12 protein-coding genes and 6 tRNA genes are annotated in these 12,719 nt (G+C 39.5%); 13 read left to right on the plus strand and 5 right to left on the minus strand.

Annotated features, from left to right (window positions below):
* Positions 1-39: 39 nt before the first annotated feature.
* The 8 genes from SG0102_RS00815 to SG0102_RS00850 all read left to right on the plus strand — a co-directional run bounded on the left by SG0102_RS00815 (position 40) and on the right by SG0102_RS00850 (position 2,880).
* Positions 40-537, plus strand: coding sequence for a MarR family winged helix-turn-helix transcriptional regulator (locus SG0102_RS00815; RefSeq protein WP_125118193.1), 498 nt, complete (start codon positions 40-42; stop codon positions 535-537).
* A gap of 146 nt (positions 538-683) precedes the next feature.
* Positions 684-759, plus strand: a tRNA-Val gene (locus SG0102_RS00820).
* Positions 760-762: 3 nt separating this feature from the next.
* Positions 763-838, plus strand: a tRNA-Thr gene (locus tag SG0102_RS00825).
* 4 nt (positions 839-842) lie between these two features.
* Positions 843-926, plus strand: a tRNA-Tyr gene (locus tag SG0102_RS00830).
* Positions 927-941: 15 nt separating this feature from the next.
* Positions 942-1,030: transfer RNA gene (locus SG0102_RS00835), tRNA-Leu, on the plus strand.
* A gap of 8 nt (positions 1,031-1,038) precedes the next feature.
* A tRNA-Gly gene (locus tag SG0102_RS00840) sits at positions 1,039-1,112 on the plus strand.
* A gap of 34 nt (positions 1,113-1,146) precedes the next feature.
* Positions 1,147-1,223 (plus strand) — tRNA-Arg (locus SG0102_RS00845).
* A 109-nt stretch (positions 1,224-1,332) separates the two neighbouring features.
* Positions 1,333-2,880, plus strand: a complete 1,548-nt coding sequence (locus tag SG0102_RS00850) for a sensor domain-containing diguanylate cyclase (protein ID WP_125118194.1) — start codon at positions 1,333-1,335, stop codon at positions 2,878-2,880.
* Between the two features lie 8 nt (positions 2,881-2,888).
* Here SG0102_RS00850 and SG0102_RS00855 read toward each other — a convergent pair whose 3' ends face one another.
* The 3 genes from SG0102_RS00855 to SG0102_RS00865 all read right to left on the minus strand — a co-directional run bounded on the left by SG0102_RS00855 (position 2,889) and on the right by SG0102_RS00865 (position 5,274).
* Positions 2,889-4,013, minus strand: coding sequence for a HAMP domain-containing sensor histidine kinase (locus SG0102_RS00855; protein WP_125118195.1), 1,125 nt, complete (start codon positions 4,011-4,013; stop codon positions 2,889-2,891).
* The gene (locus tag SG0102_RS00860; protein WP_125118196.1) at positions 4,010-4,714 is read right to left on the minus strand and encodes a response regulator transcription factor; all 705 of its coding nucleotides are present in this window, start codon (positions 4,712-4,714) and stop codon (positions 4,010-4,012) included. The genes SG0102_RS00855 and SG0102_RS00860 overlap by 4 nt, the downstream gene beginning before the upstream one ends.
* Before the next feature lie 65 nt (positions 4,715-4,779).
* Positions 4,780-5,274: an NUDIX hydrolase gene (locus SG0102_RS00865; protein WP_125118197.1), complete on the minus strand. Its 495-nt coding sequence runs from the start codon at positions 5,272-5,274 to the stop codon at positions 4,780-4,782.
* Between the two features lie 93 nt (positions 5,275-5,367).
* On the opposite strand from SG0102_RS00865, the gene ispF reads away from it, so the two are divergent.
* The 5 genes from ispF (at position 5,368) to SG0102_RS00890 (ending at position 9,101) form a co-directional block, all read left to right on the plus strand.
* Complete coding sequence (ispF, locus tag SG0102_RS00870) at positions 5,368-5,844, plus strand: 2-C-methyl-D-erythritol 2,4-cyclodiphosphate synthase (protein WP_125118198.1); 477 nt, start codon at positions 5,368-5,370, stop codon at positions 5,842-5,844.
* A 147-nt stretch (positions 5,845-5,991) separates the two neighbouring features.
* The gene (locus tag SG0102_RS00875; RefSeq protein ID WP_125118199.1) at positions 5,992-7,596 is read left to right on the plus strand and encodes a CTP synthase; all 1,605 of its coding nucleotides are present in this window, start codon (positions 5,992-5,994) and stop codon (positions 7,594-7,596) included.
* Between the two features lie 138 nt (positions 7,597-7,734).
* Positions 7,735-8,313 carry a rhomboid family intramembrane serine protease gene (locus tag SG0102_RS00880; RefSeq protein ID WP_125118200.1) on the plus strand — a complete coding sequence of 193 codons (579 nt, stop codon included), beginning with the start codon at positions 7,735-7,737 and terminating at the stop codon, positions 8,311-8,313.
* Positions 8,310-8,783 carry a YaiI/YqxD family protein gene (locus SG0102_RS00885; RefSeq protein WP_125118201.1) on the plus strand — a complete coding sequence of 158 codons (474 nt, stop codon included), beginning with the start codon at positions 8,310-8,312 and terminating at the stop codon, positions 8,781-8,783. Before SG0102_RS00880 ends, SG0102_RS00885 begins: the two co-directional genes overlap by 4 nt.
* Before the next feature lie 102 nt (positions 8,784-8,885).
* Entirely contained in the window at positions 8,886-9,101 is a 216-nt protein-coding gene (locus SG0102_RS00890) for a hypothetical protein (protein WP_125118202.1), read from the plus strand.
* Here the strand turns inward: SG0102_RS00890 and SG0102_RS00895 are convergent.
* Together SG0102_RS00895 and asnB are read right to left on the minus strand one after the other, a co-directional pair.
* On the minus strand, positions 9,098-10,438 hold the full coding sequence (locus SG0102_RS00895; protein ID WP_125118203.1) for an MATE family efflux transporter: 1,341 nt from the start codon (positions 10,436-10,438) through the stop codon (positions 9,098-9,100). The two genes, SG0102_RS00890 and SG0102_RS00895, sit on opposite strands and share 4 nt — an antisense overlap.
* A 226-nt stretch (positions 10,439-10,664) precedes the next feature.
* Positions 10,665-12,248: an asparagine synthase B gene (asnB, locus tag SG0102_RS00900; RefSeq protein ID WP_125118204.1), complete on the minus strand. Its 1,584-nt coding sequence runs from the start codon at positions 12,246-12,248 to the stop codon at positions 10,665-10,667.
* Positions 12,249-12,719: the final 471 nt, after the last annotated feature.

The following is a 12,719-nucleotide window of genomic DNA, read 5'->3' on the forward strand; positions in this document are numbered from 1 at the left end:
TTGATTGTAAATGTATGTAAGATAGAAGTGGTGATTATTATGAGCGATAAAAGAAGAGATTTAATGAGTGAAATTAGTGAGACTTTCAATCTAGCGATCAAAGTTCAGGAAGAATTTTTGAAAAGCGGACCATTTCCGGAACTGTCTTTAACGGAAGTTCATGTTATTGAAGCGGTCTCTAAGGAAAAGTTCCCAACGATGACCAATGTAGCTCGTCGCTTACAGGTTACAGTCGGAACTTTAACAACGAATGTAAAGTCTATCATGAAAAAAGGTTTTCTGGAAAAAGAACAATATGAGAAAGATCATCGTTTTACGATCTTACGTATTACCTCAAAAGGCTATGAAGCATTAGCTTATCACGATCGTTTCCATAGAGAATTATCAGCGTTATATGAAGAACGTATGTCAGATGATCAGTTTAACTGGGTTCTCGATACCTTTGAAAAGGTGATTGTGGGATTAAAAGACTATCAGGAGAATCTGCGTCAGAAGACCATTAAGAAATCAATCAAGAGCTCAAGCAGGGGACGTTAACCCTGCTTTTAGCCCCTTGATAAAAGGCTCAAACAAAAAAATAAAAAAGTTTCAAATTAGTGTTGACAGTTTAAAACATTCCTGATAAACTAAGACTCGTTCCGAACGACAGGAATCACGAAAAAGAAATAATAAATACTTCATTTGGGGGTTTAGCTCAGTTGGGAGAGCGTCTGCCTTACAAGCAGAGGGTCAGCGGTTCGAGCCCGTTAACCCCCACCATTTGCCGGCTTAGCTCAATTGGTAGAGCAACTGACTTGTAATCAGTAGGTTGTGGGTTCAAGTCCTATAGCCGGCACCACGATGGGGAGGTAGCGAAGTGGCTAAACGCGGCTGACTGTAACTCAGTTCCTTTTGGTTCGATGGTTCGAATCCGTCCCTCCCCACCATTCCTAATTGTATATGCCTCGGTGGCGAAATTGGTAGACGCACAGGACTTAAAATCCTGCGGACTTCAAACTCCGTGCCGGTTCGACTCCGGCCCGAGGCACCATCTCTTTTGCGGGTGTAGTTCAATGGTAGAACTCCAGCCTTCCAAGCTGATCACGTGGGTTCGATTCCCATCACCCGCTCCATTTTTTTAATCTTACCTAGGTAAGTTTTTTATTTGCGCTAGTAGCTCAATTGGATAGAGTGTTTGACTACGGATCAAGAGGTTACGGGTTCGACTCCTGTCTAGCGCGCCATCCTGTTTATGAAAGATCACTTCGGTGATCTTTTTTGTTTTTATAGAAAGTTTACTTTGATATGGTTATAATATAAATATAAGTATTCACAAAGTGGGTGAAAAAAGACATGAAAAAAGCAAAAATGATATTTTGGACGCTCATCTTGTTTTTATCAATAAGCCTATTAAGCAGTCAGTGGTCACTGCGGACTGATCCTTTGATCTTTTCCAAACAGGTGATCAGTCTCAAAGGATCCTGGCAGCGTCATCATCAGACGTATACAACGGTTTTACCAGCAAATATCAAAGAGGATAATGTCTTAGAAATTATTTCTTTAACTGATGCTTTTACTGTTGAAGTGGCAGGCCAGGAGATTTATCATTCTCCGGGGACCAACGCGGCGACGGCAGCGATCTGGATCAGACTGCCCTCTCAGGCAGGCGGTAAAATATTATCGGTCATTGACCATGGACGATCGAGAGATTTGCGTAAACAGCTTAATAATACCGCTTATATTGGGACGGTGGGCTCATTGCAGTATCGGATGTTTATGAATAATCTCTATGCCATGTTATTCTTTTTATTTACAGTTATTGTAACGCTGGCCATTGCCTATATTGATCTTCATGCCCGTTATCGTCGCAGTGAAACAAAAGGTTTAAATACCGCATTGCATTTGGCTGGCTTTATTTTCTGCTCAGGAGTCTGGATTTTAACGGATGCGCAGGTCTTGCAGTTAGTCACAACCAGGGCCGGAAGTGTCGCTATGCTCAGCTGCATCGCATTTTTTATGATGCCGATTTTCTTCTTACGCTTTGTCGATAAGATTTTGGCTGATCAAAAATCATTTCAGGTTATGGAACTGCTATTTATCATCAATCTTATGATGGCTATTGTGTTGCAGCTGACAGGGCTGTTTTCCATCTATCGCTATGTTATCCTTGAACATCTTATGATTCTTGTTATGATGATCATCGTCGTCATCGCCATTTCTTCGAAAGGCTCGCTTAAGCAAAATAAGATCAGATTCGGCTGTATTCTCTATTTCATGTGCTATATCACAGGATTACTCCTTTATTACATCAATCCGTATAATCGTCTTTATGCGATGACGATTTGTCTCGGCGTTTTACTTTTATCACTGACATGTATCGCAGCCTGGTATGATCAGTATCTCGATGAATTTGAAGCGATTGCGCAAAATCAGATGTTAGAAAAGATGGCTTACATTGATGCCTTGACCGGACTAGGGAATAGAAGCGCTTTTGAACGGGATTGGCAATGCCTTCAAAAAGACAATACCGCATTTATCATGTTTGATATTAATGGTCTCAAGCAGGCTAATGATACTTATGGTCACCATATAGGCGACTTACTGATTACCAGCGGCGCAAAGCTTATTCAGGAAAGCTTTAAAGCGCTAGGTCAGGCTTATCGCATTGGCGGTGATGAGTTTGTCGTTATCATCAAAAATAGTCATGAGGCAGCCATTAAAACCTGCCTGCAAAAATTTGAGCAGAGCATGAATAAACAAAAGATCATTCATGATATCCCGGTCAGCATCGCTTATGGGGTTGCGATGGCCGATCAGGAGAAAGATTTAGAAACGCTCTACCGCGTCGCAGATGAGCGGATGTACCATAAAAAACAAATGCAAAAAGAGGGTATGCAGTGAGCATACCCTTAATCGGTTTCTTTTTTGAATCTTTTGAGGATGACGATGAAAGAAGTGAGATGATCACGACTGGTGACTAAGATTTCTCCTTTATGCATCTCGACAATATTTTTCGCAATCGCTAAGCCTAAGCCGGTTCCGCCTTGCGCGGTGCCGCGTGAGGCATCTGTGCGATAGAACTTATCAAAGAGATATGGTAAGTCTTCTTTATCGATGGTATCACCTTCATTGATCACTTTAATGGTAACGGTGCTGTCATCGGGAATGACTTCGATCGTTAACGGCGAATGATCATAGCCATATTTTAAGGCGTTCGTAATCAAATTCTCGAAAACGCGTGCTAACAGCTGACCATCACCAACAACGTTTAAAGGTGTATTAGGAATTTTATAGATCAGTTTAATCCCATGTTCTTCAAACTGAGGGTAGAATTCATCTCCCATCTGATAAAGTAATTCTCCAATATCAATAATATGAAGATTCATTTTCATATTGGTATCGGTAATCTTAGTGAATTCAAAGAGATCATCCATCATGGACTTTAAACGTAATGACTTATCATAGGCAATATTTGCATATTCTTTAGCCTGCGCTGCGGAGAGATCCTTATGGGCAATCAGGTCAATATAACCGATGATTGTCGTTAAAGGGGTCCGTAAGTCATGGGCGACATTGGTAATCATTTCATTTTTCTGATTGACCGCTTTACGTTCAGCGTCATAAGCTAAACGTTCATTCTCTTTGAGAATTTTACTTTCTTCTTCCTTTTGTTTGAGGGTGTTAGATAAAGCGTTGATATTCGCCGCTAACATCCCTAATTCATCATCATATTCAATATCGCAGCAGGTATCATAGTTACCTAAGGTGACCTGCTGGATATTTTTATTGAGTTCATCAATATAACGGAAATTCATATTGATCAGTTTGATAAAGATAATGATAAAGATCCCTAAAGCCACCAGGAAACAAATGATATCACGCATTGCCACCGAGAGATGGAAAGCGTTAAAGTGATTAAAATAAAGCGATAAGCCGCCATAACATAAGACGGCTAACACCATGCTGATGAGAATGTTAATAAGGATACGATAACGAAACGAAGTGGTAAAAGCATGTCTCAGTTTATTAATCATAAGCTAAATTTATAGCCGATTCCCCAGACTGTTTTGACATGTCGCGGCTTACGTGGTTCGTGTTCAATCTTTTCACGCAGCTTACGAATATGAACCATAATCGTATTATTCGCATTGGTAGGCTTTTCCTTCCAAATCGCCTTGAAAATATCTTCAGTTGAGAAAACTGTTTCCGGATTAGAAGCTAAGAGCGTTAAAATCTGGTATTCGATGCGTGTTAATTTTACGGATTCACCATCTAATAATACCTGTTTCTTTTTAGTATCAATAACCAGATCATTCGCTTCAATCACCGCATTGTTTTCGCCGACTGGTTTATTATAGGTAGAAGCACGGCGTAACTGTGATTTTACACGAGCAACTAATTCCATGGCATTAAATGGCTTAGCAATATAATCGTCAGCACCTTTTAAAAGACCATTGATCTTATCATTTTCCGTCGCCTTCGCAGATAAGAAAATAACCGGAATATTAAACTTCTCACGAATCATTTCTAAGGCTTCGATGCCATCGATATCTGGCATCATGATATCTAAGATCACTAAGTCAATCCCAAACTTTTCAATATCTCTTAAGATCGTGTAAGCATTATAACGCTTTTCTACCTGATAACCTTCTTCGGTCAGATAGATTTCGATCAGATCGCAGATTTCTTTTTCGTCATCAACCACTAAGATATGTGGTGTTTTATTGGTATCCATATTCTTCCTCCTTCATATACTATATCATAGGCAATATTGCAGCTTACTGCAAGAAAGCTGTCTATTTATTTCTTTTTGAGAGCTTCACAGAGGCGCTCATAATGAAGAAAACCATGGGTTTTCGCTAATTCCGTAATGTCCTCAAAAGAAGCGCAGCGGACATCTAATACTTCGCGCTCCTGGACATGCACATCGTTCAACGTGAAATCTAATGGACAAAGATAAATATCGGTAAAATAGTTATCCCCGCGCTCTAAATCAATATTCTTATAAGAATACAGTAAAGCGTGGTCCTGAATATCTAAGCCGGTTTCTTCTTTGACTTCGCGTCTGATCGCTTCCTCAGAGCTTTCGCCAGCCATAACTCCGCCGCCAGGGATTTCCCAGGCTCCGGCAGCCCATTTTTTATCAAGGGTGCGGCGCGTAATCAGATAGCCATCTTTATTTTGAATCAGGGCTAACACATAAAGGGTATATTTACCAGCCGGCAGTTTGGTGTTGCGTGGCAGACGTTCACCAGTGAGGACACGCTCATCGTTATAAATATCTACAAATTCCATGAATATTCTCCTTTTTTCCCTATTTTACATGAAAGTCAAGGATAATTCTATATTGTTTCTTAAATCATGTTAGAATGTTTTTAGGAGGATGCGATTATGAGAATTGGACAATCAATTGATATTCATCAGCTTGTAGCAGGACGTAAGCTGATCTTAGGAGGGGTAGAGATTCCTTATACCTTAGGCTTAAAAGGACATAGTGATGCAGATGTCTTATTACATGCCATTATTGAAAGCATTATTGGCGCGATGGGCTTAGGCGACATCGGGAAACATTTTCCTGATACCGACCCGGCTTATAAAGGGATTTCTTCCATGGTCTTATTAGAAAAGACCTATCAGATGATGTGTGAACATCATTATCATATCGGTAATGTCGATGCTATTATTATGTGTGAACAGCCTAAAATGGCGCCCCATATCATGCAAATGCGCGAAAATATTGCGATGGCTTTACATTGTGATGTTTCACAAATCAATGTTAAAGCGACTCGCGGGGAAAAGATGGGCTTTGTCGGAAGAGGTGAAGGCATCGTCTCACAGGCCGTCTGCTTATTAGAAGAAGATTAAGCATCAGGATTCCTTTTACAAGGAATCCTGGGGCAAAAAAAAGAAAAACAAAAAAAGAATTGAAACACCTAATCTTTTTTGTTAGAGTATACAAGGGCACCCACAAATGTGGGTCATTTTTTTATTATAATAAGGAGGATTATCCCAATGGCTAAGTTTATTTTCGTAACAGGCGGTGTTGTTTCTGGCTTAGGTAAAGGCTTAACAGCAGCGTCTCTTGGAAGAATTTTAAAAAACCGCGGATTCAAAGTTTTCATGCAGAAGCTGGATCCTTATATTAACGTCGATCCTGGTACCATGTCACCATATCAGCATGGTGAAGTTTTCGTTACTGCCGATGGTGCAGAAACAGATTTGGATTTAGGACACTATGAACGTTTCATCGATGAAGAATTAAATAAAAACTCATCAGTAACCACTGGTCGTATTTACTCAACAGTTATTGCGAAAGAACGTCGCGGTGACTACTTAGGGGCAACCGTACAGGTTGTGCCACACATCACAAACGAAATCAAATCACGTATTTATCGTGCTGCTTCTTCTAGTGATGCAGATATCGTAATTACCGAAGTCGGCGGAACGGTCGGTGATATCGAATCATTACCATTCATTGAAGCTTTAAGACAGGTGCGTTTAGATCTTGGCTATGAGAATACCCTTTATATTCATACAACATTACTGCCATACTTAGGCGGCAGTAAGGAAGTTAAGACCAAACCTACTCAGCATTCCGTTAAAGAATTATTAGGTTATGGGATTCAGCCAGATATCATTGTCTGCCGTAGTGATCATGAAATCACTCAGGAATTAAAAGACAAGATTTCGTTATTCTGTAACGTGCCAACCAAAGCCGTTATTTCTAACTATAATGTCGATGTTTTATATGAATTATCAACGATGCTCTCTCAGCAGCATATGGATGATTTAGTCTTAGAACACTTTGGCTTATCAGCACCACCAGCGGATATGACAGAATGGGATGCCTTAGTAGAACGCGTTAAGAACTTAAAAGATAAAGTCAAAATCAAGATGGTTGGTAAATACATTCAGTTACCAGATGCTTACATCTCTGTCAATGAAGCATTACATCATGCTGGTTACTATGCTAATAGCGAAGTAGAAATCGACTGGGTCAACTCAGAAGAAATCACGAAAGAAAACGTCGCTGAAATCTTAGCGGATGCTGATGGAATCTTAGTGCCAGGTGGCTTTGGTCATCGTGGGATCGAAGGCATGATTACAGCAATCCAGTATGCTCGTGAACAGAAGATACCATTCTTAGGAATCTGTTTAGGGATGCAGTTAGCATCAATTGAATTTGCCAGACATGTCGCTTGCTTAGATGATGTCAACTCATTAGAATTTGATAAACATTGTATGACACCATTAATCTCATTAATGGAAGATCAGTCATTAGAAACGATGGGCGGTACGCAGCGTTTAGGTAATTATACCTGCCAGTTAATGGAAGGGACTAAAGCCCGTGAATTATATGGTGAAGAAATCATCCATGAAAGACATCGTCATAGATATGAATTCAATAATGTCTATCGTGAAACATTAGAAAAAGCAGGTTTAGTTGTATCAGGCATCAACCCAAAACGTAACTTAGTAGAAATCGTTGAATTACCTGATCATCCATACTTCATTGCCTGCCAGTTCCATCCAGAATTCAAGAGTCGTCCAACCAGATCTCATCCATTATTCCAGGGATTAATCAATGCGGCTCATAAAAAGAAATATGGTGAATAAGAGGGAGTTTTTCCCTCTTTTCTTTTGCAATCTGAATCCTATTATCATAAGCTTTCATGATCTTTTCGTCTTATAAGCATCTGAGGATGCTTTTTTGTGTTTCTTTAGGTATAATGTACCTTAAAGTGAGGTACAATTATGACAATTACAAATGCCTATATCTTAATATGTGTAGCTGTGTTTATTTATATTAACTTTATATCAAAAGATGATCGTGATTACACGGTGATGAAAGTCGGGGCATTATATCCCCCTAAAATACGAGAAGAACATCAATATTGGCGATTGATTGCCTGCAACTTTATTCATGAAAACTGGCTCCATTTACTGATGAACATGTACTGTATGTATTATATGGGGAATTTCTTTGAATCCCTTTTAGGACCACTTTACTATTGTGGACTATTATTATTTGGGGGCTTAGCTTCATCCTTAGTGACCTATCTGGCCCCAATGTATTTTCCTCGTTTAGAGTATACCGTTACCATTGGCGCTTCTGGTATCTTCTTTGCCTATATTGGTGCCATGATTGGTTTAGCCTTCTATCAGGGCGGTATGTTTATGGAGATGTTATCAAGTTATTCTTATATGATTATCATCAATATTGCCTTTACGCTCTTTACCCCTAATATTTCAAAGACGGGACACTTTGGCGGGTTATTAGGCGGCTATCTTTATACCTTCTTACTTTATTTATTAGGTGTGATTGGTCGATGAGATTACTCATTGATGGTGATGGCACACCTAATATTCGTGAGATCAAGGAGATTGCGGAAAGGTATCATGTTGAAATGTATGTCTTTTGTGATTATGCCCATGTCATTGAAGATGATTATTTCACGACCATTCAATGTGAAGTTGGAAAAGATGCGGCTGACTCTCAATTATTAAACTTTGCTCAGGCTGATGATTTAGCGATTACTCAGGATTATGGCTTAGCCAGCTTGCTTTTGATCAAAGGTGTGGATGTTCTGCACGTGTCAGGAAAACGGATTACAGAAGATAATATCGAAACATTATTATCTTCTCGGTATCTGGCAATGAAAGAAAGACAAGTGAAAAAACATTACAAAGGTCCTCATAAACGTCGTGAAAAAGAGAAGTGGAACTTTCTTAAACAAGTAGAAAGACGGATCATTGCCCATCTGTTTTGTAAAGATTATGTTAAGGAAAATGAGAATATGTAAATTTCTTTACAAATTTAATCATTTCTTAACAAGACTTTACATTTGCATGATATAAAAAAAGCCTCTTTATTCCTATAATAAGGATGTAAAGAGGTGAGAGATATGTTCAATAAAAAAGTACAATTAATACTAACAATCAGTATCATGACAATAATTTGGTTACTGTCCTTAAGCCTTTCCGAAACCTTAGGAACAATCATGGGGATCGTCTTTATGATGGTTTATGTCGGATCAATGATCAACGCTTTGCGTGATCCAAAAGCAACCAGACCGGTTAAAAAAATCTCTTCAGCATATAGTATGAAAAAGATTTCTTAGAGATTCACAGCGGAAGCTGTGAATTTTCTTTTCCGTAAGTACAGCAGACAAATGATGATCTGGACAATGGTTGAAGCGGGAATTGCTAAACCAATAAAAAATAATTTACCCGTCATCATACTCATGATATAAGCCACAGGAATTCTGATCAGGAAAGCACTCATTAGTCCCTGGATCATGACAAAGGTTGTATGTCCCATCCCATTGAAGAAACCAACCAGACAAAATAGGAAGCATGTTAACAGACAATCAATACCATAAGCCTTTAAATACTGTGCGCAGGCCGCAATGACACTCTGATCAGAAGAGAAGATAGAACCCAGCATATCACCATGGAAGAAGGCGAAAACAAACATCACCAAACCAATCAGAGAAGAGAAACCAATAGCAATCTTCACGCCTTTGATAGCACGATCCACTTTCCCAGCCCCTTTGTTTTGCGCCACAAAAGAAGACATTGACTGCATAAAGGCTGATGGCACTAACATCAGAAAAGCACACACCTTTTCGGCGACACCAACACCTGCTGACGCCGTTACGCCTAAAGTGTTAACGATGGCTAAAAGCACTAAGAAAGATAAACTCACTAGGAAATCCTGTAAAGCAATCGGTAAACCAAAGATAATAATTTGTTTTGTGACAGTTCTCTTAAAACGGATATCTTGCTTACTCATTGTAAAAGGCAATGTTCTTCCTTTGATCATCAGTAAAGAAATAATGACACTGATTGTCTGTGATGAAACCGTTGCGATCGCGGCGCCAGCAGCACCCATATGGAAACCATTAACTAAAAGTAAATCACCAAAGACATTGATCAAAGCCGCAATAGCAACCGTAATTAAGGGGGTAGTAGAATCACCGATCCCTCTAAAGATGGCACCTAAGACATTATAAGCCACAATCATCATCGCGCCGCCGCCACAAATCATAATATAATGCTTCGTTTGGGTGAATGATTGTGCAGGCGCTTTTAATAAATGAGCGAGTGGTCCTGAAAGTAAAGGTAAGCTTAAACTCATAAGCAGGCCCATTAAGCCAAAGAAGAGAATGGCATTCCCAATAATGATGCCGCCTTCATGGGCTTTCTTCTCACCAATTTTCTGTCCTAAATATATCGTGGCACCAGTCGCAAAGCTGACGATCATATTCGTTAAGGTCGTCATTAACTGGGAACCAATGGCCACGCCGGATACATCTGCTTTTGTCGCAAACTTGCCAACGATCAACAAATCAGCAGCGGAATAGAGGGCTTGTAAAAACATCGCAAACAGTACGGGGCCGGCAAATAGAATAAGAGATTTCATGATTTTTCCTTTTGTAAAGTCAATTGTACGCATTAGATCCTCCTTCATAATTAAAAAAACCGGACAAGACAGACAGGAATCTCACCTGTTGCCTTATCCGGCTTGTCATCTCTTTTGGACGACTTGCCTCCGAGCAAGTAAGTCCACTTTACCATGATAAAAATAGGATGGCAAGTGTCTATTATACTTTTTTGGCGTGAGTAAACAAGGATCAAACTATAAAGCCTAACCAAGCAGTGCTTGATTAGGCTTATTTGAATTATTTACCAGAATCACCATAGTTCTTTAAGACACGAGCTGATGGATCATCAACATCACAGTTTTCCCATGATTTGTTTGGCATCCAGAAATCTTTGATCCATTTGGCACCGCCAGGATAGAATTCTTCAAAGATATCACGATATAATAAAGATTCCTTAGTGAATGGTGTACCATATGGATATTTTTCTTTAGCGTGAGCGACATCTTCATCAGTGTACTGCTTTTCTGCGTATGCTTTTAAGTAATCGACCATGGAATGACCTACAGCATCAGAGAAGGCCGCTTTTTCTCTAAATAAGATATCGTCAGGTAAGTAATCCAAACCTTCAAAGGCATGACGTAATAAGTATTTACCTTTGTTGTAGTGGTTCATCTTCTTATCTGGGTTGATCGCCATCGCATAGTCAACGAAACGTAAATCAGCGAAAGGGACACGTCCTTCAAGAGCGTTAGCACTGATGCAGCGGTCTGCTCTTAAGACATCATACATATATAATTCGCGAATACGTTTCTGTGATTCTTCCTGGAACGCTTCTGGGGAAGGAGCGAAGTCCGTGTATTTGTATCCAAATAATTCGTCAGAGACTTCACCAGTCATAATAACCTTGATATCAGTATTCTTATGAATCCAGTGACATAACAGGTACATCCCAATGGAAGCACGGATGGTTGTAATATCCCATGTTTCAAGATGATAGATGACTTCACGTAAAGCGTTTAAGACATCGTCTTTGGTCATAATGACTTCAGTATGTTCAGTACCTAAGTATTCAGCGACTTCTTTGGCATATTTTAAATCGATTGGATCGGTTTCCATCCCAATAGCGAATGTACGGATTGGCTTGTCGGTGATACGCTGACCAATTGAGCAGACTAATGAAGAATCCAAACCACCTGATAATAAATAACCAACAGGAGCATCAGACTGTAAACGTTTTTCAACACCGCTGATCAGACGTTCTCTTAATTCTTTGGCGATGGTTTCTAAATCATCATCATTCATTAATTTGGTATCGCCTAAATCGTTGTAGCAGACGAACTTTTCACCATCATAGTAATGTCCTGGTGGGAAAGGTAAGATATCATCACATAAGTCAAATAAAGCCTTCGCTTCAGAAGCAACGGCAAATTTATGTTCACCTTTGGTATAGCCGTAGAACATTGGACGGATGCCCATCGGATCACGCGCAGCCATGAATTTACCAGTGTTAGAATCATACATTGCTAAGGCAAATTCTGCGTCTAAGTATTTGCACATGATTTCAAAGCCGAATTTTTCATATAAAGGAATCAGGACTTCACAGTCAGAAGAAGAACGGTATGGATAATCACCAACTGTTTTTTTCAAAGCAGGGTAGTTATAGATTTCTCCGTTGCATACTAACATGATGCCTTTGTTTTCAAAAGGCTGCATGCCTTTTGGGGATAAGTCCATGATCGCTAAACGATCAAAGCCAAAGGTCTTATGATGATAGAAAACACTTCTTGTCATATCAGGGCCACGATCCCCCAGCTTGCCTAATGAAGCGTTAAATGTATCTAAAGAATATTCATCTGAGTCTAATGCTAAAATACCACACATATTTCATACCTCCTATTAACAAAAAAACTCGCATAACTGCGAGTATCGTCCATGCACCTACATTAATCCTATGCTAATGGAGGTAATTACATGGTACAGAAATACTTCAAAGAGTACTCGATACCCGCCAATCGTATCATGATTGAAAACGGTCTAGCCTACTTGTTGCCTTTCGGTAGACGGCTCAAAGGTGTTCTTCACGCAAGACTCCATCGCCGGACTTTCACCATCTTCCGGCTCGCTATGACTTCTGTCAAGAGCTACTCTCCTCGTCAACGCCTTATTCAATTTTCACCATGAGTATAAACAAGTTCAAAGCAAGTGTCAATAATAATTTTTAGTTTTTTATCAAATCTATAAGAAATTATTATCGATTTACATAAAAAGGAAAGGCATAAAAAAGTATTGAAGTTTTTTTACCAAGTGGCTATGATATGCATGAAAAACGTATCGGAAAAGGAGTTGGATTAT

Origin of the sequence: Intestinibaculum porci (assembly GCF_003925875.1) — a bacterium.
GTDB classification, from domain to species: Bacteria; Bacillota_I; Bacilli_A; order Erysipelotrichales; family Coprobacillaceae; genus Intestinibaculum; species Intestinibaculum porci.